The organism is Sphingomonas guangdongensis (assembly GCF_900199185.1).
Lineage (GTDB): Bacteria > Pseudomonadota > Alphaproteobacteria > Sphingomonadales > Sphingomonadaceae > Sphingomonas > Sphingomonas guangdongensis.
Genome location: NZ_OBMI01000002.1, coordinates 173,632 through 198,513, shown reverse-complemented (window position 1 = coordinate 198,513; position 24,882 = coordinate 173,632). Strand labels below are relative to the sequence as shown.

25 protein-coding genes are annotated in these 24,882 nt (G+C 70.2%); 7 read left to right on the top strand and 18 right to left on the bottom strand.

Annotation, left to right across the window (positions count from 1 at the left end; translation table 11 throughout):
• Nucleotides 1-18 precede the first annotated feature (18 nt).
• The 3 genes from CRO12_RS08050 to CRO12_RS08040 are packed head-to-tail and all read left to right on the top strand — an operon-like array spanning nucleotide 19 to nucleotide 3,247.
• The gene (locus CRO12_RS08050; RefSeq protein WP_097063556.1) at nucleotides 19-726 is read left to right on the top strand and encodes a SapC family protein; all 708 of its coding nucleotides are present in this window, start codon (nucleotides 19-21) and stop codon (nucleotides 724-726) included.
• Nucleotides 726-1,757: a cupin-like domain-containing protein gene (locus CRO12_RS08045; RefSeq protein ID WP_097063555.1), complete on the top strand. Its 1,032-nt coding sequence runs from the start codon at nucleotides 726-728 to the stop codon at nucleotides 1,755-1,757. The genes CRO12_RS08050 and CRO12_RS08045 overlap by 1 nt, the downstream gene beginning before the upstream one ends.
• Nucleotides 1,758-1,765: 8 nt before the next feature.
• On the top strand, nucleotides 1,766-3,247 hold the full coding sequence (locus tag CRO12_RS08040; RefSeq protein ID WP_097064236.1) for a tryptophan halogenase family protein: 1,482 nt from the start codon (nucleotides 1,766-1,768) through the stop codon (nucleotides 3,245-3,247).
• Between the two features lie 36 nt (nucleotides 3,248-3,283).
• On the opposite strand, the gene CRO12_RS08035 is transcribed toward CRO12_RS08040, so the two are convergent.
• From CRO12_RS08035 to CRO12_RS08020, 4 genes are all read right to left on the bottom strand, one after another.
• Nucleotides 3,284-5,800, bottom strand: a complete 2,517-nt coding sequence (locus tag CRO12_RS08035; RefSeq protein ID WP_179640927.1) for a glycoside hydrolase family 9 protein — start codon at nucleotides 5,798-5,800, stop codon at nucleotides 3,284-3,286.
• A 90-nt stretch (nucleotides 5,801-5,890) separates the two neighbouring features.
• A complete protein-coding gene (locus tag CRO12_RS08030) occupies nucleotides 5,891-6,907 on the bottom strand; it encodes an SMP-30/gluconolactonase/LRE family protein (protein WP_097063554.1) in 1,017 nt (338 codons plus the stop codon).
• Nucleotides 6,908-6,965: 58 nt separating this feature from the next.
• Entirely contained in the window at nucleotides 6,966-8,075 is a 1,110-nt protein-coding gene (locus CRO12_RS08025) for a Gfo/Idh/MocA family protein (protein WP_097063553.1), read from the bottom strand.
• 74 nt (nucleotides 8,076-8,149) lie between these two features.
• Nucleotides 8,150-8,761, bottom strand: a complete 612-nt coding sequence (locus tag CRO12_RS08020) for a S24 family peptidase (protein ID WP_097063552.1) — start codon at nucleotides 8,759-8,761, stop codon at nucleotides 8,150-8,152.
• Between the two features lie 89 nt (nucleotides 8,762-8,850).
• Between CRO12_RS08020 and CRO12_RS08015 the strand changes: the two genes are divergently transcribed.
• Nucleotides 8,851-9,033, top strand: coding sequence for a hypothetical protein (locus tag CRO12_RS08015; RefSeq protein ID WP_179641000.1), 183 nt, complete (start codon nucleotides 8,851-8,853; stop codon nucleotides 9,031-9,033).
• On the top strand, nucleotides 9,030-9,344 hold the full coding sequence (locus CRO12_RS08010; protein ID WP_097063551.1) for a hypothetical protein: 315 nt from the start codon (nucleotides 9,030-9,032) through the stop codon (nucleotides 9,342-9,344). Before CRO12_RS08015 ends, CRO12_RS08010 begins: the two co-directional genes overlap by 4 nt.
• Before the next feature lie 9 nt (nucleotides 9,345-9,353).
• Here the strand turns inward: CRO12_RS08010 and CRO12_RS08005 are convergent, their stop codons facing one another.
• The 8 genes from CRO12_RS08005 to CRO12_RS07970 form a co-directional block, all read right to left on the bottom strand.
• Nucleotides 9,354-10,160 (bottom strand): hypothetical protein, encoded by an 807-nt coding sequence (locus CRO12_RS08005; protein WP_097063550.1) that lies wholly within the window; start codon nucleotides 10,158-10,160, stop codon nucleotides 9,354-9,356.
• Entirely contained in the window at nucleotides 10,130-11,371 is a 1,242-nt protein-coding gene (locus CRO12_RS08000; protein ID WP_097063549.1) for a TIGR04063 family PEP-CTERM/XrtA system glycosyltransferase, read from the bottom strand. The genes CRO12_RS08005 and CRO12_RS08000 overlap by 31 nt, the downstream gene beginning before the upstream one ends.
• 23 nt (nucleotides 11,372-11,394) lie before the next feature.
• Nucleotides 11,395-12,750 (bottom strand): methyl-accepting chemotaxis protein, encoded by a 1,356-nt coding sequence (locus tag CRO12_RS07995; RefSeq protein ID WP_245858328.1) that lies wholly within the window; start codon nucleotides 12,748-12,750, stop codon nucleotides 11,395-11,397.
• 73 nt (nucleotides 12,751-12,823) lie between these two features.
• Nucleotides 12,824-13,879 (bottom strand): DNA replication/repair protein RecF, encoded by a 1,056-nt coding sequence (gene recF / locus CRO12_RS07990; RefSeq protein WP_097063548.1) that lies wholly within the window; start codon nucleotides 13,877-13,879, stop codon nucleotides 12,824-12,826.
• A 46-nt stretch (nucleotides 13,880-13,925) separates the two neighbouring features.
• Nucleotides 13,926-14,687 (bottom strand): Coq4 family protein, encoded by a 762-nt coding sequence (locus CRO12_RS07985; protein ID WP_097063547.1) that lies wholly within the window; start codon nucleotides 14,685-14,687, stop codon nucleotides 13,926-13,928.
• Between the two features lie 143 nt (nucleotides 14,688-14,830).
• Nucleotides 14,831-15,832 carry an acyl carrier protein gene (locus tag CRO12_RS07980; protein ID WP_097063546.1) on the bottom strand — a complete coding sequence of 334 codons (1,002 nt, stop codon included), beginning with the start codon at nucleotides 15,830-15,832 and terminating at the stop codon, nucleotides 14,831-14,833.
• The gene (locus tag CRO12_RS07975; RefSeq protein WP_245858327.1) at nucleotides 15,825-18,011 is read right to left on the bottom strand and encodes a thiamine pyrophosphate-dependent enzyme; all 2,187 of its coding nucleotides are present in this window, start codon (nucleotides 18,009-18,011) and stop codon (nucleotides 15,825-15,827) included. The genes CRO12_RS07980 and CRO12_RS07975 overlap by 8 nt, the downstream gene beginning before the upstream one ends.
• Nucleotides 18,008-18,409, bottom strand: coding sequence for an EVE domain-containing protein (locus CRO12_RS07970; RefSeq protein ID WP_097063544.1), 402 nt, complete (start codon nucleotides 18,407-18,409; stop codon nucleotides 18,008-18,010). The genes CRO12_RS07975 and CRO12_RS07970 overlap by 4 nt, the downstream gene beginning before the upstream one ends.
• A gap of 136 nt (nucleotides 18,410-18,545) precedes the next feature.
• Between CRO12_RS07970 and CRO12_RS07965 the strand changes: the two genes are divergently transcribed.
• The gene (locus CRO12_RS07965) at nucleotides 18,546-18,947 is read left to right on the top strand and encodes a hypothetical protein (protein ID WP_097064232.1); all 402 of its coding nucleotides are present in this window, start codon (nucleotides 18,546-18,548) and stop codon (nucleotides 18,945-18,947) included.
• Nucleotides 18,948-19,016: 69 nt separating this feature from the next.
• Nucleotides 19,017-19,289: a DUF3297 family protein gene (locus tag CRO12_RS07960; protein WP_097063543.1), complete on the top strand. Its 273-nt coding sequence runs from the start codon at nucleotides 19,017-19,019 to the stop codon at nucleotides 19,287-19,289.
• Nucleotides 19,290-19,569: 280 nt separating this feature from the next.
• Here the strand turns inward: CRO12_RS07960 and CRO12_RS07955 are convergent, their stop codons facing one another.
• The 6 genes from CRO12_RS07955 to CRO12_RS07930 all read right to left on the bottom strand — a co-directional run bounded on the left by CRO12_RS07955 (nucleotide 19,570) and on the right by CRO12_RS07930 (nucleotide 24,862).
• The gene (locus tag CRO12_RS07955) at nucleotides 19,570-21,432 is read right to left on the bottom strand and encodes an ABC-F family ATP-binding cassette domain-containing protein (protein WP_097063542.1); all 1,863 of its coding nucleotides are present in this window, start codon (nucleotides 21,430-21,432) and stop codon (nucleotides 19,570-19,572) included.
• Between the two features lie 54 nt (nucleotides 21,433-21,486).
• Nucleotides 21,487-21,873: a hypothetical protein gene (locus CRO12_RS07950; RefSeq protein ID WP_097063541.1), complete on the bottom strand. Its 387-nt coding sequence runs from the start codon at nucleotides 21,871-21,873 to the stop codon at nucleotides 21,487-21,489.
• Entirely contained in the window at nucleotides 21,861-22,244 is a 384-nt protein-coding gene (locus CRO12_RS07945) for a hypothetical protein (RefSeq protein ID WP_097063540.1), read from the bottom strand. The genes CRO12_RS07950 and CRO12_RS07945 overlap by 13 nt, the downstream gene beginning before the upstream one ends.
• Before the next feature lie 23 nt (nucleotides 22,245-22,267).
• On the bottom strand, nucleotides 22,268-22,702 hold the full coding sequence (locus CRO12_RS07940) for a bactofilin family protein (protein WP_097063539.1): 435 nt from the start codon (nucleotides 22,700-22,702) through the stop codon (nucleotides 22,268-22,270).
• Between the two features lie 146 nt (nucleotides 22,703-22,848).
• Entirely contained in the window at nucleotides 22,849-23,652 is an 804-nt protein-coding gene (locus CRO12_RS07935) for a LytR/AlgR family response regulator transcription factor (RefSeq protein WP_097063538.1), read from the bottom strand.
• Between the two features lie 115 nt (nucleotides 23,653-23,767).
• Nucleotides 23,768-24,862, bottom strand: a complete 1,095-nt coding sequence (locus tag CRO12_RS07930; protein WP_425443003.1) for a sensor histidine kinase — start codon at nucleotides 24,860-24,862, stop codon at nucleotides 23,768-23,770.
• Nucleotides 24,863-24,882 lie beyond the last annotated feature (20 nt).

Genomic DNA, 24,882 nt, shown 5'->3' with positions numbered 1-24,882 from the left:
CGGACAAGCAAGGCCCACATGACGCCCGTACAGATCAACAACATCGATCATGCCGCGCTGCGCGTGCATCCGCGCGGCGGCGGCGCCTTCGGCGATGCCGCCAACCAGGCACTCGTCCTGCCAGCGGAGATCGAGGAGGTGCAGCGCGAGTTCGCCGTCGTGTTCCGCCGCCGTGGGGCAGAACTCAAGGCCTATGCCCTGCTCGGCTTCGACGCCGACGAGAACCTTTTCCTTCAGGACGATCGCTGGACCAGCCGCTACGTGCCCGCGACGCATCGCCGGGGACCTTTCTCGATCGGCGTCAGCCCCGGCGGAGAGGGCACACCGATGATCCACGTCGACCTGGACGACGCCCGCGTCGGCGACCCGGACGGCCTGCCGCTGTTCCTGGAACACGGCGGCAACGCGCCGTACCTGGAGCATGTGTCGGGCGTGCTGCGGCTGCTGTACGAGGGGCTGCAGACCGCGCCGCAGGCCTGGGCGGCACTCGACGAGGCCGGGCTGCTCTCGCCCGTCACGCTCTCCGTCGATGTGAGCGAGGAGCGCCGCTACACCGTGCCGGACGTGCTGGTGGTCGATGTCGAGCGGCTGGCGGCGCTCTCCGGCGAGCCGCTGGAGCACCTCCACCGCTCGGGCCTGCTGCGGCTCGCGATTCTCGCCGCGGCGTCGCTCGGCAACATCCAGGGGCTGATCGCGCGCAAGCGGGCGCTGCTGGAGCAGGCGTGATGGCCGCACCGCTTCGTCGGACGCGGGTAATCGAGGAGCTGGATGCCCGCACGCTTCCCGTCGCCGACCTGATCGCCGAGGGGACACCCGCGATCCTGCGCGGAATAGCGGGCGACCTGCCGATCGTGGCGGCGGGGCGGCAAGGCGCCGCCCACGCGATCGAGTGGTTGCGCCGCTTCGATGGGGGTCGCCCGGTCACGGCCTATGTGGGTGAGCCGGTGATCGGCGGGCGTTTCGGCTACAACGACGACCTGAGCGGCCTCAACTTCGCGCGCGAGCGTGGGCCGCTCGGCGACTATCTCGATCGGCTTCGCGACGGCCTGGACGATCTTGAGGCGCCGTACATCTACATCGGCTCGACCGACATCGACCAGTATCTGCCAGGGCTGCGCGAGGAGGCCGTGCTGCCGTTCGGCGATCCGCAGCTCGCCACCAGCCGGCCGCTGGTCAGCGCCTGGATCGGAAACCGGACGATCGCAGCCACCCACTACGACATGTCGAACAACATGGCGTCGTGCCTGGTCGGGCGCCGCCGCTTCACGCTGTTCCCGCCCGCGCAGGTCGCCAACCTTTATCCCGGTCCGCTCGACCTCACCCCCGCCGGCCAGGTCGTCAGCATGGTCGACCTGCGCGCCCCCGACTTCCAGCGCTTTCCGCGCTTCGAGGAGGCGCTGGAGAGCGCCGAGGTTGCGGAGCTGGAGCCCGGCGACGTGCTGATCTACCCGGCGCTGTGGTGGCACAATGTGGAGGCGCTCGATGCCTTCAACATCATGATCAACTATTGGTGGAACCCCTCCCCCGCCTACGTCGACACGCCCCAGAACACGCTGCTCCACGCGCTGCTGAGCCTCCGCGACCGGCCGGCGGGCGAGAAGGAGGCGTGGCGCCACCTGTTCGATTACTACGTGTTCGGCGAGCCCGAACGGGCCGGCGCACACCTGCCGCCCGCCGCCCGCGGTGCGCTCGCCCCGCTCGATGACATGGGTGCGCGCCGGCTGCGCGCGCAATTGCTGCAAAGGTTCAATCGATGAGCGTGCCGATGACGGGAGAACAGCGCGTACGCCGGGTGGTGATCGCCGGCGGCGGCACCGCCGGTTGGCTGGCGGCAGCGGCGCTGTCGCACCAGCTAGGCAAGCTGCTCGACATCACGCTGGTCGAATCGGACGAGATCGGCACGGTCGGCGTAGGCGAGGCGACGATCCCGACGGTGCGCAGCTTCCACGCTTTGATCGGGCTGGACGAACGCGAGTTCCTGCGCGCCACCAACGCGACCTTCAAGCTCGGCATCTCGTTCGAGAACTGGGCCCGGATCGGCGACCGCTACATCCACTCGTTCGGCACGCTCGGCCGCTCGACGTGGATGGGCGAGTTCCACCATTTCTGGCTGCACGCCCGTGCGGCCGGTGTGGCGGACGAGATCGGCGCCTACTGCCTGGAGCATGAGGCGGCCGCCGCCGAGCGCTTCGCCGGCGGCGAGGGACAGGACACCAGCTACGCCTTTCACCTCGACGCGACGCTCTACGCCCGCCACCTGCGCGCGCGGAGCGAAGCGGCGGGCGTGCGGCGGATCGAGGGCAAGATCGCCCGGGTGGATCGCGACGGAGAGAGCGGCGAAATCCGCGCACTCGTGCTCGACAGCGGTGCGGAGGTGCCGGGCGACCTGTTCATCGACTGCACGGGCTTCCGCGCGCTGCTGCTCGGCGAGACGCTCGGCGTCGGCTTCGAGGACTGGGGCGAGTGGCTGCAGACCGACCGCGCTCTGGCCGTGCAGACGGAGAGTACCCGCCCGGCGGTGCCATACACCCGCGCGGTGGCGCACGACGCCGGCTGGCGCTGGCAGATCCCGCTCCAGAACCGCGTCGGCAACGGCCTGGTCTACGCCAGCGCCTTTCTGGACGACGACGCGGCCCGCGAGCGGCTGCTCGCCAGCCTGGACGGACCCACCCGCACCGAGCCCCGCCTTATCCGCTACCGCACGGGGCGGCGCGAGCAGAGCTGGGCCGCCAACTGCGTCTCGCTCGGCCTTTCCAGCGGGTTCGTCGAGCCGCTCGAGTCGACCAGCATTCACCTGATCATGATCGGCATCACACGGCTGATGCAGTTGTTCCCCTTCGGCGGTTGTCACGAAGGGCTGCGACGCCGCTTCAACGCGCAGTCCCGCACCGAGCTGGAGCGGGTCCGCGACTTCATCATCCTCCACTACAAGCTGACCGAGCGCGACGACTCGCCGTTCTGGCGGCGCTGTCGCGACATGAGCGTGCCGCAGAGCCTGGCCGACCGGATCGCGCTGTGGGTGGAGGACGCGCACGCCTACCAGGGCGCGGAGGACCTGTTCCGGGTCGACAGCTGGGTGCAGGTGATGCTCGGGCAACGCCTGCAGCCGGGCGGTCACCACCTGCTCGGGCGGATCATGCCGGACGAGCGGCTGCGCCAGACGTTCGAGGGCATGCGCCGGTCGGTGCGCGAGCGGGTCGCGTCGATGCCGGCGCACGGCGAGTTCCTGAAGCGCTATGCGGCTTGAGCCGGACGTGCTCCCGCGCAGGCGGGAGCGCTCAGCCTACCGCTTGCCCTCGAGTTCCTTCGCCGCGTTGACCAGCGCGATGTACATCGCCGACTGCGGCACGACATATTCGTTCTCGCCCCAGAAGAACGGCCAGTCCTCGCGGTTCTCCGGATAGTCGGGCTTGAGGATCAGGATTCCCGGCACCACGCCGCCGGCGATGTAGCTAAAATCGGCGCGGTTGCTGCCATAGGCGACCTCCTTCGACCGGGTGCCGACACCGGACACGAGCGACAGGTCGTGCGCCGGATGGTGGCCGTGGATAAAGTCGAGCGCCCGGGTGACCGGTGCGGTGTCGACCAGATCGGGGAACGCCTGGTTGAGCAGATAAGCGTTAAGCCCGAACTGCATCACCGCGCCGCTGCCCGCCCAGCCGCCGGTCGTGATCGGCACGCCGAACGGATTGGCCTTAAGCATCGCGGTCGCGCGCTCGTTCCACGCCTGCGCGGCCGGACGGACGGTGTCGCGGAAGGCGGGCGGCATGAACGGCAGCGCCTTCAGCACCGCCCAGGCGTTGCCGTCGAAATCCTCCGCCATCTTGGGGTAGAGCTCGGCCACGCGGCTCGCGTAGCGCTGGTCGCGGGTCGCGGCGAGCAGCTCGACCGCGGCGGCGAACTCCTCCTCCTCCAGCGGGCCGCCGGTCGTGTTGCCGTGGCGGAAGGTGTCGGGGGCGTGGCTGTGCTCGTCGGCCCAGACCTTCTGCGCGCGGGCGAGGGCTGCGGCGGCGAAGGCGTCGTCGCGACCCTTGAACACGCGCGCCGCCGCTGCCAGCGCGGCGGCCGAGCCGTAATTGAGCGCCGATGCCTTGCTGGTGAAGGCCCAGCGGTCGTCGGGCGTGCCGCTGCGACCGCCATCCCGGTCGAAGCGCTGCTGATACGGCGCGAGCGCCTTGTCATAGACGAGGCCGTCGGTCTTCGACGCGGCGTCGCCCAGGTGGGTGTACTGGCCGACATCGGGCTCCACGATGCCGTGGATGGCGTGGCCGACCGCGTCGAACTGCGCGAGCAGCTGGATGCTGCCGTGGCGGACCTGCTGGAGCAGGTCAGGGGTGCCGTCGGGCACGTGGAGCTCTACCCGGCGGCTGTTCCAGTCGACCCAGGTTGTGTCGCGGTCCAGCCCCCAGCGCTCCATGCTGTCCGCCAGTAGGCGGATGACGTGGTACTGGGTCTGGGTGCGGATGTCGAAATCGCCGGCATCGAGCCAGCCGCCGACGTTCAGGCCGGGGATGTGCTCGCCGGGCGCGAACTTCGTGTCGGTGGTCGGGCCCTGGCGATAGAGGTCGATGTGCTCGTGGTTGACCGGCGCCTGGCGCGCGTCGTCGCGGTGCGCGTCGCCGTGCCACACCCGGTACGCCTCGTTGACGGCGACATGGTCCATCGCGACCGGCAGGTAGACGTCGCTCGCGGGGTGCCAGGCGGTGTCGTACAGCCCGGGCGCGATCGGAAAGGGCGCGGTGGTCGTGTCGCCGTACTGGAGCAGGTAGGTGCCCGGCCGCGTCACGCTGCTGAAGTCCGCCTGAAGGTAGCGGTAGCGCAGGTACTCGCCCCACGGCTTGGGCGCAGGCAGCGGCACCGCCGCCTTCGTCCCATTCGCCTCCACACGGAACAGCTTCACCGGCAGGCGGCGGCGGTCATCGCGGTCGAGCTCGATCGTCGCGACCTTTGCGCCGTCCGGCGCGTAGCCGAGCTGCGAGTGCGCGATGACCGGCGGGCGCAGCCAGCCGGGCACGCTCTTCGCCTCCAGCGTCCACTGCACCACCGTGCCGGTGCGTCCGGCGGGGAGCAGCTGGCGCACCACGAACCAGCCGTTCTGAGCCTGGTTGCGCCCGTCGAACAGCTGCAGCGTGCCGTCGCTGCTGGTGATCGTCACGTGACGCGCGGCGTCCTCCGGCGAGAGCACCAGCGTCCTGCCGCTCGCAAACGGCAGCGGCTCGGCACCCGGCCCGTCGCTGCGCCCGCTCGCGAGATTGCGCTCGGCCGTCGCGACCATGCCGCTGGCGGGATGCAGCGGAAAGGTGCCCGGGCGGCCGTCGGCGAGGAAGCTGTGGTGGAAGTAGGCGGAGGGCACGAACTCCAGGTTCAGCCCCGCCTTGCCCGCCATCGCCGCGGGCAGTGCCTGGCCGAGGATCACCGACAGCACCACCGCGCCGCCGCGCCGCTCCGCGCGGACCGTGTAGCGGAAGTCGGAATAGGCCATCACCGCCTCGATCACGCCGGCCACCTTGTCGACGCGGCGGCTGACGAGCTGCGCGGCCGGATCCCACTGCCCCGGCGTCGCGGCCAGGCGGACGTCGCCGTTGGTGGCGGTGCGGATGCCCTGCTGGATCAGCTCGACGCCGCTGATCTTGGCGTCGGCGAACAGCCCCTCGTTGGTGTTGGAGAAGACCAGCCAGTTGACGCCCGGCGCCTCGAAATACTCCGACCGGTCGAGCCGCAGCTGGGGCGCCTGCGCGGCCGCGGGCAGCGCCACGCCCGCCAAGGCAATCGCCGCCGCCATCGTCACCATGCCCCGCATCGCATCCTCCACCCTGCTTCTTGTTAGCGCTACCTTAGCAGCGCCGCAGCAGCGGTCGAGAGGGCTTCGGCCTGATCCGGGTTGGGTCCACTACCAGCCGCGGGTACGCGTCTCCACCCGTTGCAGCGTGTCGTGCGAGGTCATGAACAGCGTGGACCCGGTCGGTCCGCCGAAGCAGCAGTTGGCGACGGCCTTGCCCGTCGCGATGATGCCCAGCCGCTTGCCCGCTGGGGTCAGCACGTGCACGCCGCCCGGGCCGGTCGCGAACAGGTTGCCGGCGCGGTCGGTGACCATTCCGTCGGGCAGCCCCTTGCCCCCCGCCGCCTGCGCCGCGCGCATGTCGCTGAAGACGCGCGCCTGGCCGACGTTGCCGCGGGCGTCGAGCGGATAGGCGAGCACCTCCGGCCGGGTCTCGTCGGAAAGCGCGAGATAGAGCGTGCGCTGGTCGGGCGAAATGGCGATCCCGTTGGGGCGGCGATGCGAGCGGTCGAGCAGGTGCAGGCTGCCGTCCGGATCGAGGCGGTAGAGCCCCTGGAAGTCGAGCTCGCGCAGGGGCGAGCCGTCCTGGTCCTTGAGACCGTAGGGCGGGTCGCTGAAGAAGATCGCGCCGCTCCGCGCGACCGCGACCGTGTTGGGGCTGTTGAAGCGCTTGCCCTCGTACCGGTCGACCAGGATCGTCTTGCGCCTGGTCGCAAGGTCGAGGCGGGCGACCGCGCGGGTGCCGCTGTCGGCCATCACCAGCCGGCCGGCCGGATCGATCGCGAGGCCGTTCGCCCCCGCCTCGTTGAAGGCATCGGGCACCGGCCCGACCAGCCCCGACGGCTCCATGAAGATGTCGAGCCCGGCGCCGGCGCGCCACCGCCAGATGCGGTTGCCCGGCACGTCGGCGAAGAGCAGGTAGTTGCCGCGCCGCACCCACACCGGCCCCTCCGCCCAGCGATAGCCGCGCCCGAGCACCTCCGGCCGCAAGGCCGGATCGATCAACCGGGCGAGCGCCGGATCAAGCTGCTGGACGCCGCCCGCCGGCTCGGGCGCCTGTGCCCGCGCGAGCACCGGCAGCACCGCGAGACCGGCCACGCACGCGCGACGGGAGAGGAGGATGGTCATGCGTTCGTGCTCCCGAGAACGGCAGAAGGGTGGATCGGACGAAGGGACGGGCGGCGCATCAGCCGAGCCTGACGGCGCGGCCTTCGCGAGCGGCGCGGTAGACCGCTTCGATCAGGCGCAGGTCGGCGAGGCCTTCCTCCCCCCCGACAATCGGGTCGGTGCCGTCGATCACGCACTGCGACAGGTGATCAAGCTGGCCCGCGAACTGGTTCACGTCGCCGGGCGGCACGGTGCGGACACTGGTCTGGTCGCCGCGGCGAATGCTCATCCGCTGACCGGTGTAGGAGGTCGCGGGTTCAAGGTCGATGTGGCCCTCCGTCCCGGCCACGCGGTAGCCATTGTGGTTGGAGCTGTAGCTCGACAGGCAGTCGGCGATGATCCCGGACGGAAAGGTCAGCTGGAAGCTGACCCGGTCCTCGACGGACGCGAAGCGTGGGTCGCGGCGGTCGGTCGAGTCGACCGCCGTGACCGACACCGGCTCCTCCCCGGTCAGGTAGCGCGCGGCGTTCAGGCTGTAGATGCCGATGTCCATCATCGATCCGCCCCCCGCCATCCGGCGGTCGAGCCGCCACTGGTTCGGCTTCGCATCGAAGCCGTGCTGGGCGATGATGACCCGGGTCGGGCCGACCTCCCCCTTGCGCGCGAGCTCGATCGCGAGGCGATTGTGCGGCTCGAACCGGCTGCGATAGCCGATCATCAGCTTGCGGCCGGCGGCGCGGCAGGCGGCGATCATCGCCTGGCACTCGGCCACGCTCACCGCCATCGGCTTCTCGCACATCACGTGCTTGCCGGCGCGGGCGGCGCGGATCGTGTACTCGGCGTGCATGTTGTTCGGCAGCACGACATAGACGATGTCGATGTCGGGATTGTCGCGGATTCGGTCGAAGCTCTTGTAGTCGTAGCGGTTCCGCGCCGGGACCCCGTACTCCGCGCCGTAGCGCGCGAGCTTCTCGGGCGTGCCGCTGACCAGCGCGACTAGGCGGCTGTGGCGGCAGTTGCGGAACTGCGGCATGATCTGCTGCGTCGCATAATAGCCCAGCCCGACGATGGCGTAGCCGAGCTTGCGCGCGGGCGGCCGGCTCTGCGCGGACGTTCGCGCGGCCGCGAGCAGCGCGATCGACCCGCCCCCGATCGCACCCAACACCTGCCGCCGGCTGCTGCCCGTCATCGTCCCACTCCTCACCCGTCGGCGCGCATCATCGGCACGGCGCGGCACTTGGCAAGCCTTGCCATGGTCGCGGGTCACAGCGTTCGGACGAGCTGCACCACCCGGCCAAGCACCGTGACTTCGGCGGCGGGGCGCTGCTCCTCGGCGGCGTTGTCGCTGATGATGCGCCAGTGCAGACCGGCGCGCGCGAGCCGCTTCACGAACAAGGCATCGCCCACCCGGATGACCCAGATCGCCCCGGCCGGTCCCGGTTGGCGTCGGCCGCGGTCGACCAGGATGCGGTCACCGTCCTGCAGCGTCGGGTACATCGAGTCGCCCGCCACCGGGAAAATCCCGGCATCGGCCGCCGCCACGCCCAGCCGCTCCAGGTCGGCGGCGGCGTAGCCCGCCTCCGCCACCACCCGCTCGCCGGTCGCGAAGCGCCCAGGGCCCGCGGACACGGCGATGTCGAGCCATGGCACCGTGACGATCGGCGACGGCGCGCCGCCGAGCGCCGCCTCGTCCACACCAAAGAAGCGCGCGAGCGTCGCTCTGTCCCCCTCTGGCAGAACCCGCGGCGTTCCCCGGGCCAGGAATTGCTGCACCCAGGCGGCATTGCGGCCGAGCGCGCGCGAGAGGGTCGCGAGGCTGACGCCATCACGCGCGATCAGGGCCCTGAGGGCGGTTCGCTGCGCGTCACCATCCACCTGTTCCGCCTACTCGTAGGAAAACTCCTATACAAGTAGGAAATTAGAACAGAATAGGAACGCTGACTCAGGCGAGAGAGGTGGACGTGATGATTCTCGGCAAGATCCTGGCCTATCTGCGGGCGAGCGGGATGCCGCCAACGCGGTTCGGGCGAGAGGCGGTGCGCGACCCGCGGCTGGTGCACGACCTGAAGCGCGGGCGCAGCCCGGGACCGCGTACCGTGGCACGGATCGAGGCTTACCTGCGCCAGCAGGCGGAGGCGGGGCGATGAGCCGGGGCCCCGATGCGACAACGCTGCTGGAGCGTGCGCTGCTCGCCTCCGCAGTCGCACATGGGCTGACGCCCGTGATCGGCGAAGTCGCCACCACCCGCTGGGCAAGTGCGACGTTTACCGGAATGCGCCACGAGATCGCGCTGACGCTGCGCGCCGATCCGGCGGCCGAGGCGTGGCTGGCGGCGCTACCCGAGAGCGAGTTCCGGCTGCGCGGGCATCTGCTCGCGGACCTGATCGTCGTCGCGCACGAACGGGTCGCCGGGATCGCTTCCGTCCGGCTGGAGGCGCTGACCGTCGAGGACCGGTGAGCGTGGCGGTTAGCGGGTCGCCATCCGGCGCAGCTCGGCAAGCGCATCGTCGATCGTGGTCGGACGGGTGTCCGTCTCGCGCGTTGTCCGGGCAGCGACTCCACGCTCGAGCCGTTCGAGCAGCGCGTGGATGCTGGCGTCGGTGCGCGGCGCGGCGATCGGCGCGGGTGCGTCGGCGGCGACCGGGCGAACTGGTGGGCGGAGTTCGAACGCCTCGATCCGCTCGCCCGGCTCGCACGGAATCGGGCGGGGACGGAAGAGCGGCGCGACCGGCTCGCTGGGCGTCGCAGGCGCGGCGGGGATGGCGGTCGGATCGAAGGCGGCGAGCGGCGCATCGAGGTCGCGGGGCAGCGGTTGCTCGATCAGGATCGGCTCGGGGGCGGGCTCAGGCTTCGACACGCGCGCGAGGATCGGCACGACGGTGTCCGCGAACGGATCACCCAGATCACGGGTGGCGAGCAGCGGTGGGCGCGGCGGCGCATCGGGATGGGCGTCGGCACGGCGGAGCACCGGAACCCCGGCGGCCTGGACCGGCGCGGGTGTCGCCGCCGCGTCGCCCCACAGCAGCGTCAGCGCGAACCAGGCGACCGCGCCAATGCCGCTGCCGAGCGTAATTGCCAACGCCATCCGCGCGGTCGATCCGAGCGGCGGCTCGGCGGCCGGGAACAGCGCCGGCAGCCCGCTGCGCGACACGACGCCCTCGATCAGGTCGATCGGCACGAACAGCAGCGCGCATGCGACGGCGGTGCCCGCCAGGATCGCCACCGTGGCGGCACTCGGCCGCTTCAGGCGGCGGATGATGGGGAACGCAACCATAGGGGCTTCCTTGCCGCAGCAGCGGTAATTTTGTGGTAAACGCCGTCGTAGCGCGCGACGTTGCGTGCCCAGTCGCGCTCCTCCGCGACGAACGCGCGACCGCGCGCGCGCATCGCGTCCCAGCCGCTCCGGTGCTCGAACAGGTCGGCGACCCGTGCCGCAAGGGCTGCGGGCGAGTCGGCGGCGAACAGCGTGCCGGTGTCGCCGTCGCGGATCAGTTCCCGGTGGCCGCCAACGTTCGACGCGGCGACCAGCTTGCCCTGCGCCATCGCCTCCAGCGGCTTCAGCGGTGTCACCAGGTCGGTCAGCCGCATCCGCCGGCGGGGGTACACCAGCACGTCGATCAGGCTGTAGTAGCGCTCCACCACCGCGTGCGACACCCGGCCGACAAAGTGGATCGCGTGCGCCGCCGGTGACGCCGCCGCCTGCGCGCGGAGCGCTTCCTCGACCGGGCCGCCGCCGACCAGCACCAGCTGGAGGGTCGGCCGCCGCGCAACGAGCGCCGGCATAGCGGCGATGAGCGTGTCGAGCCCCTCGTAATCGTAGAAGCTGCCAATGAAGCCGATCACTTCGGCGTCCGCCACGCCCAGCTCGGCGGCGAGCGCGGCATCGGGCGCCGGCGGCTCGCCGAACAGCGTCAGGTCGACGCCGTTGGGCGACACGGTGATCGCATCCGCCGCCACCCCGCGCGCGATCAGGTCGTCGCGCAGCCCGGCGCAGATGACGGCGAGCGCGTCGACCCGCTTGGCGGTCCAGGTCTCCAGCGCCTTGATCGCGCGGTAGCGCGCCGATCCCTCATGCCCCGTCCCGTTCCCGACCGCGGCATCCTCCCAGAAGGCGCGGATCTCGTAAAGCAGCGGCACGTTGCGGCGGCGCGACACCCGCAGTGCCGAGAGCGCGTCGAGCACGGGCGAGTGGGCATGGAGGACGTCTGGACGGAACTCGGCCACCACTTCGTCGATTCGTCGGGCGAAGTGCGCGACCTCGCGCAGCTCACCAAAGGGTGCCGGCAGCGTGTTGACCGGCGGCGTGCGATAGAAGTCGATGCCGTCGACGGTCTCGAACGGCACGTCGAGCGCCTGCTGGCGCGGGCCGGTGATCGCCGCCACCTGGTGCCCGCGTCGCATCTGCGCGGACACGATCGCGCGGGTGCGGAACGTGTAGCCGCTGTGCAGCGGCAACCCGTGATCGAGGACGTGGAGGATGCGCATCGGCGGCGCTCCCGCGCGAAGCCTCAGGCGGCCACCTTGCTGACGAAGTCGCCGGCGCTGCTCTTGAGCGAGCCGAGCTGCTCGTCGAGGCTGGCGAAGCCCTGACCGACGCGGTCGATGTTGGTGGCGACCGCCTCCGTATCCTCGCGGATCGCAGCAATGGTGGCGGACATCGAATCGGCGGCGAGGGCGGTCTCGTCGACGCTGGCGGTGATCGCGGTGACGGTGGTGGCCTGTGCTTCCATCGCCGCGCGAATGCGATAGGCGCTGTCCTGCACCTCGGCGACGGTCGCCTTGATGCTGGCGTTGGTCTCGACGGTCGAACGGGTCGCGGACTGGATCGCCGCGATCTTGGCGGCGATGTCGTCGGTCGCGCGCGCGGTCTGGTTGGCGAGGCTCTTCACCTCCTGCGCGACCACCGCGAAGCCGCGGCCGGCGTCACCGGCGCGCGCCGCCTCGATCGTGGCGTTCAGCGCTAGGAGGTTGGTCTGGCCGGCGATGTCGCGGATCAGCCCCAGAATCGACTCGATCGACTTGGCGTGATCGGAGAGCGTCTCGCTCATGCCGACGGCGGTGCCCGCCTGGCTGGACGCGCGGGTCGCGATCTCGGCGGCGGCCTCTACTTCCATCCGCGCATCCTCGATCGCGCGGATCAGTCCGGCGGCGGTCTGCGCGGCCTCGCGCATCGCAACCGCCGACTGCTCGGCAGCGGCGGCGACCTCGCTGGTCTTGCCGAGCATGCCCCGCGCCGCGACGGAGGTCACGCCCGCCTGGTCGCGCAGCGACACGCCGTTGGATGACGCGAGCTCGACGGAGGAAGCGATGGTGCTGCGGAAATCAACGGCGAGCCGGTCGCGCGCGGCCTTGTCACTGTGGTTGCGCAGGTCGGTGTATATGCTGTCGGTAAGGTCGCCCTCCAGCGCCGACAGGCGCATGACCGCCTCGATCATGCCGGGCAGCCGGGCGTCGCCCGCTGCCGCCTTCTTCAGCAGGACTTCGAGCGCGACCTTGTCGCTGGCGCAGATCATGGAGCGAAGTGCGGTCGGCGAGACGTCGGCACCATAGGCGGCGGCGACCGAACGCTCGACCGACTCGACCCAGGCGTTGCCGCGCGTGTCGAGGAAGCGGTTGCGAAGGAAGGCGGCGCCGAGCTCAACCATGCGCTGCGTCTCGTGCGGGGCCCAGCTTCGCTGGTCGCCGAAGCTCGCCACCCACTGCGCCCAATAGGCGCCCGCGATCGCGTTCGCCTCCTCGGCGATCAGTTCCCACGCGGCGCGGGCGTGATCGAGCACCGCGGCGTCGAAACCGAAGACGCGCAGCCGCGCCGGCAGGTCGATGCGGGCGCTGAGCGTTCCGGGGGCGGGCAGTTCCTTGGTCAACGGCGGTCTCCACGCGGGCCGATCTGCTGCCCGCTCGCCCTGCGACCGATACGCCTAACTGGTTAAGCGGGGGTTAGTCAGGGATGATCTCGCCCGCGTCCACCGTGAAGCGCGCGGCCCCTGCCGGCAGGTCGGCGAACAACGCGCGCTCGGTCCCCGTCATCCAGACCTGACCCACCCCGGCGAGCGCGGCGAACAGCGCGGCGCGGCGCACCGGATCTAGGTGCGCCGCGACCTCGTCGAGCAGCAGGACGGGGGCGCGGCCGGTACGGGCGGCGACCAGCCGGGCGTGGGCGAGCACGATCCCGAACAGCAACGCCTTCTGCTCGCCCGTCGAGCTGAGCGACGCGGCCTGCCCCTTCGCCTGGTTGGTGACGAGAAGGTCGGCGCGGTGCGGCCCGACCAGCGTCCGGCCAGCGGTGGCATCGCGGCGCCGACCGTCGGCCAACGCGCGCGCGAGGTCCGCCTCCTCGCCGCCGTCGATTGCAACGGTTGCGCGCGCGAACCCGCCGGGCGCCTCGGCGAGCGCAACGGCAAGCGCAGCGACCAGGTCGGCGCGAGCCGCCTGGATCGCGGCGCCGTGCTCCGCCATCGCTGTCTCCAGCGCGCCGAGCCAGTCGCGATCATTCGCCGCCTCCGCCAGCAGCCGGTTGCGCTGACGCATCGCCGCCTCGTAGCGCGCACTGTGATGGGCGTGGGCGGGCGCGATCGCGAGCGTCAGCCGATCAAGGAAGCGCCGGCGCTCGCTTCCCGGCGCGGTGAACAGCCGGTCCATCGCCGGAGTGAGCCACAACACGCTCAGCCATTCGGCCAGGCTGGTCGCGGCGGCGGCGGCGCCGTTGACGCGGACGATCCGCCGCTCGGGCGCATCGCCGCGCGTGCCCGTGCCGATCTGGACCGCGTCGGCGAGCGTCGCGGCAACGCCGAAGCCACCCGCCCCGCCCTGACGCGCCATGTCGGACAGCGCGGCACGGCGCAGACCGCGCCCGGGCGCGAGCAGCGACACCGCCTCCAGCACGTTGGTCTTGCCCGCACCATTGTCGCCGCTCAGGACCACAAAGGGCGCCGCGACGTCGATTCCGGCGGCCGCGTGGTTGCGGAAGTCGGTGAGAACGAGGCGCGCTAGCATGTGACGGGCGGCTTAGGCCCCCCGCCCCCCGGCGGCAACGCCGCGGTCAGATCGCCTGCGTGCCGCGTGCCCGCAACTCCGCCTGCGCCCGATGGTAGAGCACCGGCTCCGCGATGTTCAGCCGCCGCCGCGCCGCGTCGAGCGGCTCGGCGAGCAGGGCCTCGTAGTCCTCGCCCGCCAGCCAGTGCGCGCGCTTGCCGTGGCGGTAGCCCTCCCACACCGCCTTCAGCACCGCTGTACCGCCAGTCACCCGCAGGCTCTTGAGCGCGCCGGCCAGCCCGATCGCCCCCCAGCCGAGCCCGCCGGTCTGCGCGTAGGAGAAGGCGACCAGGCACAACTCGCCCAGATGCTCCTCGGCCGTATAGCCGGTCAGCGTGTGCCAGATATCGTGGACGTCGCGCTCGCGCCGCCCGAACCAGGCATAGGGGTGCGCGATCATGGCGTTGTCGGGCTTGAGGTCGGCCATGCTGATGTCGGCCAGGCCCTGCGCCGAGAAGCCGGTGCGGTCGAGAAAGGCGCGGTAGGCGGCGCCGACGCTCCCCGCCGGCAACGCGTCGAGCCACGCGCGGTCGCTGAACCGCTTCGACAGCTCTACCCGCTCGTAGGCGAGCCGCCCGCCCTGCCCGGTCGCGATCAGCTTGCAGTAGTTCTTCTGGCTCGCATCCGCGTTCAGCGCGCGCATTATACGGAAGACCTGCACCGTGTCGTCGCCATTCGCGAGCAATCGGCGCAATGCCTGCACAGCGGTGCCCCAGTCGCGTTTGAGCGGCGTGCCGGGGTTGGGCGCGGAGAGCGGCTGGGTGGCCATTAGGTTGATCCTTACTGACAGTGGTGTCAGTATGATGCAGGCTTGTTACAAAGGCAAGTCCGTCACTCCAGCGAAAGCTGGGGTCTGTTCGTCGCGGTCGATGCAGGAGTCGCTATAGATGTCAGCTTCCGCTGGGATGACGATTACGGTGCGATCAACCGCGTACGCTGCTCGGGGCGCGCCATCGACAGGAGGAACGGGTCGCTTGCCTGCCGTTCGGCAAACCCCTCGCGGCTCGCCATGCCGAGCCACCGTAGATCGACCAGCATTTGCGCGATCGCCCCGCCCAGCACGTCGCCCGGCCCGAGTAGCACCACCCGGTCGGGCGCGAACTCCCGGAGCGCCACGGTGAGCGCCAGCGCAAAGTCGTACGCCTGCAGGATCTGCGCTTCGAAGGTGTAGCGCCACATCGCGACAGGCTCGCTCGCCCAGCGGCGCCAGATGTGCCCGCGTCCGTCGATCAGCGGCACGTCCGGGTTGCCGAACCACTTGGCCGGCAGCTCGGCCACCGCCGCCGCGCTGCTCTCCGCCATCAGGAGCGTGTGAAAGGGTCCGTGGCCGGCAAGACGGGTGGTCTCCACGTCCGCGCGGTCGGCGAAGACGCGCAAGCCTTCGTCCGGCCCGGCGATCACCAGCGCACCGCCGAGATCGATCGACAGCGCGCAGCCGGTCGTCTCGGCCAGCGCCAGCAACCGCTCGCGCAATGCCGGCACCGGCCGCCACGCGTCGTCGAGCAGACGCAGCACCAGCTGCCCGCCCGCTCCGTGCCTGCCCGAGTTGACCCCCATTGCATCGGCAATGCGGAAGCCCTGTTCGGCCCCAACCGCGCCCGCCACCGCAAGCGTGGTGTACCAGCCCATCGAGTTGCCGGTGACCGCCACCACCTCGTACCGGTCCCGATCGATCGCAGCGGCGTCGGCGATCCCGCCGGCGTAGATCAGCGGTGCGGCGTTCGGCCCGGCGAGGTGGACACCGGGGCTGAACCGCTCCGCACCGTCCAGCTCGGCGAGTGTCGCCCGCCCGTTCTCGCGCCGGATCGCGTCGAATGCGGACAGGTCGGCGCCGGAGCGCGCCAGGCTGCCGAGCTCCGCCTTGCCGTAGCTGCCGCGGCCCGGGCAGACGAGGAGCAGCGTCTCCCTAGCCACGGGCGATCAGCGCCCGCGCCGCCGCCACGATCCCGTCGCGGCTTGGCAGCGTCAGCGTCGCACCCTTGCCGAGCGGGATGAAGCTGTCCTCCGCCGCGATGCGCGCGACTCGTTTGTCCGGCGCCTTCTCGGTGAAGAAGGCCATCAGCGCCTCGCTCTGCGATCCGGTGCTCCGGCACTCGTCGACGATCAGCACGCGGGGACGCGTGCCCACCGCCGCCAGCAGCGCCTCGGCCGGCAGCGGCGCCAGCCAGCGCAGGTCGATCACGCGCGCATCGATCCCCGCCGCGGCGAGCAGCGGCTGCGCCTGTCGCGACAAGAAGGCGCCATTGCCGTAGGTGACGATCGCGAGGGCCTCGCCGTCATCGTGAACGCCAACCTCGCCGAGCCGCACCGGCGTGCTGTCGGATGCGTAGATGGCGGTCATCAGCCCGTCGCCTTCCGCATGGAGGTCGCGGGTCATGTAGAGCGCGATCGGCTCGATGAAGATGACCACCCGACCCTCCTCTTGCGCCAGGCGCACGCACTCGCGCAGCATCGCGACCGCGTCCGCCCCGCTCGACGGCACCGCCAGCACCACCCCCGGCACGTCGCGGAAGACGGCGAGCGAGTTGTCGTTGTGGAAGTGCCCGCCGAATCCCTTCTGGTACGGCAGCCCGGCGATGCGGACGACCATGGGGTTGGTGAACTGCCCTTGCGAGAAGAACGGCAGCGTCGCCGCCTCGCCCCGGATCTGGTCCTCCGCATTGTGGACATAGGCCAGGAACTGGATTTCCGGTATCGGCAACAGCCCGACGTGGCCGCATCCAATCGCGAGTCCCAGGATCGACTGCTCGTCCAGCAGCGTGTTGACGACGCGCGCCGACCCGAACCGCTCGTGCAGCCGCGCGGTGACGTTGTAGACGCCGCCCTTCGGCCCGACGTCCTCCCCCGCCACCACGATCTCCGGGTGCTGGAGCATCAGGTCGGCAAGCGCCCAACTGAGCAGCCGCGCCATGTGCTGCGGCTTGTCAATCTGGCCGGCGTCGCGCGCGAACAGCGCGGTGCGCTCCTCAGTCGACGGGGCACGGGCAGGGGGCGGCGATGCGGGCGGCGGCACGATGCTCGCCATCACCGCCGCCGCGCTGTCGAGCTTGGGCCGCGCGATCGCCAGCTCGGCCGCGCGCGCGAGCGTCGCCTCCGCCCGATCGTAGATCGCCAGCAGCTCATCGGCCGGCACGCCGTCGGCGAGCAGATAGGCGGCGGTGCGGAGCAGCGGGTCACGCTCCTCCTCCGCCTCGATCGCGGCGCGCTGGCGGTAGGTCGCCTGCACGTCGCTGCCGGCGTGGCCGTACAAGCGGACGGTGCTCATGTGGAGGAACACCGGGCGCTTGGTCCGGCGCGCATGATCGATTGCCGCGCGCGCGCCGCGGTACGCGTCGACCACGTCCGTTCCGTCGCAGGCGACGTAGTGCAGCCCTGCCCGGGCGCGGAATTGCGCCTCGATCCAGCCGTGCGGGGTCGCCGTCGAGATGCCGATGCCGTTGTCCTCGCAGAGGAACACGATCGGCAGCGGCGTGCCCTGGTGCGCCGCCCAGCCGGCGGTGTTGAACGCGCCCTGTGCCGTCGAATGGTTCGCCGACGCATCGCCGAAGCTCGCGATGATCACCGAATCGGCGGGCACGCTCGGCGCCACCCCCATCCGCCGCGCGAGCCCGAGCGCGAACGCCGCGCCGACCGCCTTGGGCAGGTGCGAGGCGATGGTGCTGGTCTGCGGCGGGATCGCCAGCCGCTTCGACCCGATCACCTTGTGCCGCCCGCCCGCGATAGGGTCCTCCGACGAGGCGGCGAAGCTCAGCAGCATGTCCCAGGTCGGCGTCTCGCCGGGAAGCTGCTTTGACCGCTCGATCTGGAACGCGGCGGAGCGGTAGTGCAGGAACGCCATGTCGGTGACCCGCGCCGCCCGGGCGACCGCGGCATTGCCCTCATGGCCCGAGCTGCCGATCGTGTAGAAGCCCTCGCCGCGCGCCTGCAGCCGGCGCGACAGCCGGTCGAGCTGGCGGCTCGCCACCTGCGAATGGAACAGCTCGGCCAGGTCGGTGAGCGTCAGGCCGCCCCGCTCCACGCCGATCGCCGGCAGGTCGCGCTCGCGCAGCCGCCGGACGAGCTTCTGGTGAACCGCTTCCGCCGCGTCGATCACGCGCCCGCCAGCTCCATCAGCACCGCCCATTCCTCCGGCGTCACGGCGCTGCACGACAGCCGCGACTGCCGGATCATCATCAGGTCGGACAGACGCGGCTCTGCCTTGATCGTGGCGAGCGGCACGGGTTTCGGCAGCTTCGCGACCGGCTTCACCGCGACGGAGGCCCAGGCGTCGTCCGGCCCGTCGGGACGCCACGCGCGCGTGATCTCCATCACGCCGACGGCCGCCTTCTCCTTGTTGCTGTGATAGAAGATTGCCTGGTCGCCGGGCTGCATGGCCTTCAGATGGATGCGGGCGGTCGCGTTGCGCACCCCGTCCCACTCCGTCCCGCCGTCGCGGACCAGGTCGTCCCACCCGTACACGTCGGGCTCCGACCGCAGCAACCAGTACGCCATCCCACTCCTCGCCTGAACGTCCGCTAAACGGCCGGTTCCGGCCAAGTTCAGCCGCTTACCGCTACCGGATGCAACAAGCACGGCCGAATCGGCGTTGTACATCCAGTTCGACCTTGCGCGTATGGAGGAGGTTGGAATGCGTGACTTGCTTAAGAAGGCGACGCTCGGCGTCGCTCTGGGTGCATCGGCGCTGACCGTGGCGGCGCCGGCGGAGGCGCAGCGCTGGGGCCGGTACCGGCACCACCGCGGCGACAACACCGGGACCGCGATCGTCGCCGGCATCGCAGGGCTCGCGATCGGCGCGGCGCTCACGTCGCGGGATCGCTACGATCCGCGCTACGACTATGACTATCGCTTCTACGATCGCCGCGGATACTTTCCGAACGACGGCTATTACGCGCGTCGCTACTACAACGACGGCTATTACAATGACGGTTACTACAACCGCGGTGGCTACTACGGCGGGTACAACCGCTGTGTCGTTCGGCGGGTCTATGACCCGTATATCGGGCGCCGCGTGCGCGTCCGCTACTGCTGACGACAAGGGCGGCGCGGGTGATCCCCGCGCCGCTTTTCTTTTGAACCTGCATCGGGCAAGGGCGCGGCCATGAGCGACACGCCTCCCGACCATCTGTCGAACAATCCGCGCAGTCCACACTTCAACGAGGACGCGCTCCGCCGCGGCATTGGCATCCGCTTCAAGGGCGTTGAGCGCCGCGACGTCGAGGAATATTCGATCTCGGAGAGCTGGATCCGCGTCCAGTTGCAGAAGAAGGTCGACCGTTTCGGCCAGCCGCTGACCATCAAGCTGACGGGGCCGGTGGAGGCCTGGTTCGAGCAGCCGGCCGAGGGTGACGGCGGCGGGGCGGACGAAGAGTAAGCTCGCGCAGAGCCGCGGAGGCGCAGAGTTGTTCCCTTTGTCCAGTCGTTCGCTTCAGCAAATCACGTCAATCCGGGCTTGAGCCGGAATGAGACCTTTGGCTGGCGCTGCCGCTCGGGCCACTAGTCAGCGCCCGCGGAGCCATGGACCCCGGATCAAGTCCGGGGTGACGGTGTGGGTGGGCTGGCACCTGCGTGCTTCGAACCCGCTTCGCGTCTCTGCGCCTCTACGCGGACCAACTCACTTACGCCTTTGCGCCTTCTCTGAACCGATCCTCTGCTTACGCCGCCTCGCGCTCCAGCGCCTCGCTCGCCTCCATCCAAGCAGCCTCTGCCGCGTCGATGCGGTCGGACAGGTCGGCGCGGCGCTTCATCAGGTCGGTCATGGTGAGCTTGGCGAGGTTCGCGTCGGCGGTCCCCGGATCGAACATCGCCCGCTCGACCTTCGTCCGCTGCTCGGTCAGCCGCGCGAGTTCCGCCTCCGCCTCCCGCGCGCGCTGCTTGAGCGCCTTCTCCGCCTCGCGCGCGGCCGCTGCCGCGGCCTTGTCCTTCTTCTTCGGCTTGGGCGCGTCCGCCGCGGTGTCGGCACCCGACAGGATCATGGCGATATAGTCGTCCAGGCTTCCGTCGAACTCGCGCGCGGTGCCGTCGCCGACCAGCACCAGCCGGTCGGCGGTGAGCTCCACCATGTGCCGGTCGTGGCTGACCAGGATGACGGCGCCGGTATAGTCGTTCAGCGCCTGGACCAGCGCCTCGCGCGCGTCGACGTCCAGGTGGTTGGTCGGCTCGTCGAGGATCAGCAGGTGCGGCGCGTCGCGGGTGATGATCGCGAGCGCGAGCCGCGCGCGCTCCCCGCCCGAGAGCTTGCCGACCTTGGTCGTCGCCTTGTCACCGGAGAAGCCGAACCGCCCGAGCTGCGCGCGCACGGCGGCAGGTGTCGCGCCCTTCATCGTCCGTGTCATGTGCTCGATCGGGGAGTCGTCGGTGTCGAGCTCCTCGACCTGATACTGGGTGAAGTAGCCGACGCTCATCTTGCCGGTCGCACTCATCCCGCCCGCCATCGGCGCGAGCTGGGCGGCGAGCAGGCGCGCGAGCGTGGTCTTGCCGTTGCCGTTCCGGCCCAGAAGGGCGATGCGGTCGTCCGGATCGATGCGCAGGTTCAGCCGCTTGAGGATCGGGGTCGCGGCATAGCCGACTTCCGCCTGGTCCAGCGTGATCAGTGGGGGCCTGAGCTCGCTCGGGTTCGGGAAGCCGAACGACAGCGTCGGATCGTTGGCGAGTTCGGCGATCGGCTGCATCTTGGCGAGCAGCTTGATCCGGCTCTGCGCCTGCTTTGCGGTCGAGGCGCGGGCGGAGTTGCGCGCGACATAGTCCTGCAGCTTGGCGCGCTGCGCGTCTTGGTTGGCCTTGGCGGCCGCGAGCTGCGCCATCCGCTCGGCACGCTGCTTCTCGAAGGCATCATAGCCGCCGGCGTAGAGCGTCACCTTGCCGCCCTGCAGGTGAAGGATGTGGTCGACGACGTTGTTGAGGAAGTCGCGCTCGTGGCTGACGACGACGATGGTCGCGCGGTAGTCGCGGAGGAAATCCTCCAGCCACATCACCGCTTCAAGGTCGAGGTGGTTGGAGGGCTCGTCGAGCAGCAGCAGGTCGGGCTGCGAGAACAGGAGCGCGGCGAGCGCGACCCGCATCTTCCATCCACCCGAGAAGCTGTCGAGCGGCTGCGCCTGCATCTCCTCGGTGAAACCGAGCCCGAGCAGAATGCGTGCGGCGCGCGCCGGGGCGGTATAGGCGTCGATCGCAATCAGCCGCTCGTAGGTGTCGCCGAGCGTGTCGGGGTCAACGTCGGTCTCGACCAGCGCCATCAGCTTGGCGCGTTCGATGTCCGCCTCAAGCACCGTGTCGAACGGCGTCTTGGTACCCGAGGGCGCCTCCTGCGCGATGTAGCCGATGCGCGCGCCGCGCGGCATGTCGGCGGAGCCGCCGTCCGCCTCCAGTTGCCCGGCGATCACCCGCACCAGCGTCGACTTGCCCGCGCCGTTGCGCCCGATCAGCCCGACGCGGCTGCCCGGCGGCAGCGCCGCGGTCGCGCCGTCGAGGATCGTACGCCCGCCCAGGCGCACGGTGATGCCGTTCAAGTTGAGCATGGGCGCGGGCCCTAGCACTTCGCGCGTCCGTTCCCAAGCCTCCGTGGGGAGGCCTCAAGGGGTCGAGCGGCGCCTCGGCGATTGCTGGCGGCCGGCCGGGCCGAAGTCCGTATCGAAGTCGAACGCCCGCGCGCCAGGCGCGATCGACCGGTCGGCCATGAAGTCGCGCGCGGCCGTCTGGTCGGCGGGGGTGGGCGGCTCGGCAGTGGAGGCGGGTAGCAGGTCATCGGGCCAGCGAATGCGGTAGCCCGGGGGCGGCAGCCGCCAGCCATGGACGATGGTGCGGACGATCGCGCGGCCGCACCGGTTACAGCGCGCAAAGCCGTGGCCCGAGTTCCAGATCGCCGGCCCGTCCGGACGGTGGCCGAGGGCCGCGCACAGCAGCGCGGGGACCCTGCCCGGCCGGGCGACCGCCGGCGATGCGTCGCCTAGAGCATCCATTCGCGCGAGCCGCGGGGTGGAGGATCCCGCTCGGTCGGCGGGGCCGCAGGAGCAGAGCCGCGATCGTCCGCTCCTGACCCAAGCCCGGCACGGACCCGCCGCGCGGGATCGAGCAGCTGGTCGACGAAGGCGCGACGCGCGCCCGGGTCCGGATGGTAGAGGAGGATGAACTCGCGGTACTTGAAGACCGACAGGCACTGGAAGACGAAACCTGGCAGCGCCGGGCGGAAGGCGGAGGCGAGCAGCGCATCGCGTGCCTGCGACCAGGTCACGCCGTCCGATCGCACCAGCGCCGCTCCGTCCGCGATGCTACGGGCCAGGCGCTCGAACTGGTCGAACGCTTCCGCTGCGTCCCGCGGCGGATCGATCATCGCCGGCTATCGCTGCCGGCCGCTCAGTCGACGAAGACGCGGCGGGGCTGCGGGGCCGCCTCCGGCTTCTCGACCAGCTTGAGCGGCGCGGTCTCCGTCACGGCGCTGCCGGCATCGCTGCCGCGATGCTTCAGCGTCCCCTCGACCACCGCGCCCGCCGTGACCTTCAGGCGGACATAGCCGATGTCGCCGCGCACCCGACCCGCGGCCTCGACCGCGAGATCGCCGGCCGTGATGTTGCCGTCCACGGTGCCGGAGACGCGGATCCGCTCGGCGCGGATGTTGCCCTTCACCACCCCGCTTTCGCCCAGGTAGAGCGTGTCGCAGTGCACGTCGCCGGTGACCTGGCCGTCGATCTGGAGATCGACCGCGCTCGTGACCTCTCCGGTCACCACCACCCCGGCGCTGATCGTCGCGATGCCTTCGCTCGCCGCCGCATCCGCCGCCCGATCCGCCATTCGCCGCCCCCTCCACCCGTTCGCCTGCGACTCAAGCCGCGACGTTTCAATGAGTTGCAGGCTAACGGGCGCGCGGTGCGGCGTCCATCCACCATGCCGGGGGAGGACTGTTGCTGTACAATAACGGGACTGGCCTGGGAGGCCGCCTAGTGAACGAAGCGTGCAACGACGTCGCGGTACGAGCGGCTGACCTTCACCTGGCCGCCCGATTCGAGCACCAGGAAGCACTCACCATTGGTGTGCGGCTTGACCTGGCGGACGAGGTCGAGGTTGACGATCGTCGAGCGGTGGACCCGCTGGAACCGACGCGGGTCGAGCCGCTTCTCCAGATCCTTCATGGTTTGGCGCAGGATCAGCGTGTTGTCGCCGGTCTTGATGCACATGTAGTCGCCCGCCGCCTCGACCACCTCGATCGAATCGACGTCCACGCGGAAGATCTTGCCGCGATCCTTGATGTTGATCAGCTTCTCGAAGCGGTTGGCGGAGGGTGCGTCCGCGCCGCCATCGGCGATTACCCCGGCGGCGTCGGGGGCGACCTCCGCCAGCACTTCCTTCAGCTTCTCGATCTCGCCCGCACCGCGCTTCTCGGACAAGCGCTGGCGGACGCGGTCGAGCGTGTCGGCGAGCCGCGCCTCGTCGACCGGCTTCATCAGATAGTCGACCGCCTGCGCCTCGAACGCCTTCACCGCATGGTCGCCGTAGGCGGTGACGAAGACGAACAAGGGCGGCTCCACCTCCATCAGCCCCTGGATCACCGAAAAACCGTCGAAGCCGGGCATCTGGATGTCGAGAAAGACGAGGTCGGGCTTGTGGGTCTTGATCGCGCTGATCGCCTCCCGCCCGTTCTGGCACTTGTCGATGATCTCGACATCGTCATAGCCCTGGAGCCGCAGCTCGAGCCCCTGGATCGCCAATGGTTCGTCATCGACCAGGATGGTTCGGATCGTCATCGTGTGTTCGCGCCTTCTTGTCTGATCACTGGGCGCCCCCGAATGATCGCCTCATCCCCGCCAGCGCCGGTTTCCCTTCCGGCGGAGTGGTGAGCGATGGTGGCGACCGGATAGTTCATGCAGCCTCGCGCAGCCGGTCCTCGATCTGGAGCGGTATCTCGATCTCCACGCTGAACCCCTCACCGGGGCGCGACCGCGTGTCGATGCGGTGATCGGGCCCGTAGGCCTGCGCCAGCCGCTCCCTGATATTGGCGAGACCCACCCCGGTTGAAAGGGTCGGCCGACCTTTGGTTCCGATCAAGCCGGGGCCCGTGTCGGATACGGCGATCTGCACCCGCTCCCCGCTGAGCCGAGCGGTGACCGCGATGTCGGCGCCATCCTCCTGCGGGGTGACCGCGTACTTGATCGCGTTCTCGACCAGCGGCTGAAGCAGGAGCGAGGGCAGCAGAGCCTTCTCGACCCGCGGATCGATCTCGAAACTGGTCCGCAGCCGCGCCTCGAAGCGCATCTTCTCAATCTCGAGATAGAGCTTCAGCGTCTCGACTTCCTGGACCAGCGTCACATGCGCGGTCGGCTCATTGGCGAGCGTGTAGCGCAGAAAGGCGGACAGGCGGCTGAGCATCGCGTTCGCCCGCTCGGTCTGCTTCAGCAGCACCAGCGTGGAGATCGAGTTCAGCGTGTTAAAGAGGAAGTGCGGGTTGAGCTGGTAGCGCAGCATAGCGAGCTGCGCCGAGGATGCCTCACTCTCCAGCAGGCGCATCCGATCGACCTGCTCCTCGACGATCAGGTACCAGTTGATCCCGAAGTAGAGCGCGGTCCACCCCGCCAGCATCGTAAAACTGAGAAAGGAGGAGCCGATCACCAGGCTCCAGCTGACGGTCGGGTCGGCGTTGCGGATGAAGGAGAAGTTGAACGCCTGGATGACCGCGTAGATGAGCGTCGCGGCGAACAGCGTCAGTACGGTGAGCGCGACCGCGCTGATCCGCGGCAGGCGGCGGTAGTAGCCGTAGAGCGTCGAGAGCAGCAGCGTCAGACAGTACCCGACAATCGCCTCGATGATGTAGGTGAGTACCGCCTCCACGCTGAAGCTGTTGGAGATGCCCGCCACCGTGCGCAGCAGCAGATAGCCCGACCAGCCCGCCGCCTGGAGCATCCAGAAGGCGCGGCTCTTCTGCTCGAAGAACGGGCGGGAGAGGATCGCGAGCGGCACGCCTGCTCCTTAGCGCGCGC

Bases quoted from the DNA above. Each gene is read 5' to 3' on its own strand.
- CRO12_RS07985 (WP_097063547.1), bottom strand. From the start codon at position 14,687: ATGGCCACCCAGCCGCTCTCCGCGCCCAACCCCGGCACGCCGCTCAAA.
- CRO12_RS07955 (WP_097063542.1), bottom strand. From the start codon at position 21,432: ATGCTCAACTTGAACGGCATCACCGTGCGCCTGGGCGGGCGTACGATC.
- CRO12_RS08035 (WP_179640927.1), bottom strand. From the start codon at position 5,800: ATGCGGGGCATGGTGACGATGGCGGCGGCGATTGCCTTGGCGGGCGTG.
- CRO12_RS08045 (WP_097063555.1), top strand. From the start codon at position 726: ATGGCCGCACCGCTTCGTCGGACGCGGGTAATCGAGGAGCTGGATGCC.
- recF (WP_097063548.1), bottom strand. From the start codon at position 13,879: ATGCTAGCGCGCCTCGTTCTCACCGACTTCCGCAACCACGCGGCCGCC.
- CRO12_RS08025 (WP_097063553.1), bottom strand. From the start codon at position 8,075: ATGACGGGCAGCAGCCGGCGGCAGGTGTTGGGTGCGATCGGGGGCGGG.
- CRO12_RS08040 (WP_097064236.1), top strand. From the start codon at position 1,766: ATGACGGGAGAACAGCGCGTACGCCGGGTGGTGATCGCCGGCGGCGGC.
- CRO12_RS07940 (WP_097063539.1), bottom strand. From the start codon at position 22,702: ATGGCGGATCGGGCGGCGGATGCGGCGGCGAGCGAAGGCATCGCGACG.
- CRO12_RS08050 (WP_097063556.1), top strand. From the start codon at position 19: ATGACGCCCGTACAGATCAACAACATCGATCATGCCGCGCTGCGCGTG.
- CRO12_RS08010 (WP_097063551.1), top strand. From the start codon at position 9,030: ATGAGCCGGGGCCCCGATGCGACAACGCTGCTGGAGCGTGCGCTGCTC.
- CRO12_RS07960 (WP_097063543.1), top strand. From the start codon at position 19,017: ATGAGCGACACGCCTCCCGACCATCTGTCGAACAATCCGCGCAGTCCA.
- CRO12_RS08015 (WP_179641000.1), top strand. From the start codon at position 8,851: ATGATTCTCGGCAAGATCCTGGCCTATCTGCGGGCGAGCGGGATGCCG.
- CRO12_RS07935 (WP_097063538.1), bottom strand. From the start codon at position 23,652: ATGACGATCCGAACCATCCTGGTCGATGACGAACCATTGGCGATCCAG.
- CRO12_RS08030 (WP_097063554.1), bottom strand. From the start codon at position 6,907: ATGACCATCCTCCTCTCCCGTCGCGCGTGCGTGGCCGGTCTCGCGGTG.
- CRO12_RS08000 (WP_097063549.1), bottom strand. From the start codon at position 11,371: ATGCGCATCCTCCACGTCCTCGATCACGGGTTGCCGCTGCACAGCGGC.
- CRO12_RS07970 (WP_097063544.1), bottom strand. From the start codon at position 18,409: ATGGCGTACTGGTTGCTGCGGTCGGAGCCCGACGTGTACGGGTGGGAC.
- CRO12_RS08005 (WP_097063550.1), bottom strand. From the start codon at position 10,160: ATGGTTGCGTTCCCCATCATCCGCCGCCTGAAGCGGCCGAGTGCCGCC.
- CRO12_RS07950 (WP_097063541.1), bottom strand. From the start codon at position 21,873: ATGGATGCTCTAGGCGACGCATCGCCGGCGGTCGCCCGGCCGGGCAGG.
- CRO12_RS07945 (WP_097063540.1), bottom strand. From the start codon at position 22,244: ATGATCGATCCGCCGCGGGACGCAGCGGAAGCGTTCGACCAGTTCGAG.
- CRO12_RS07965 (WP_097064232.1), top strand. From the start codon at position 18,546: ATGCGTGACTTGCTTAAGAAGGCGACGCTCGGCGTCGCTCTGGGTGCA.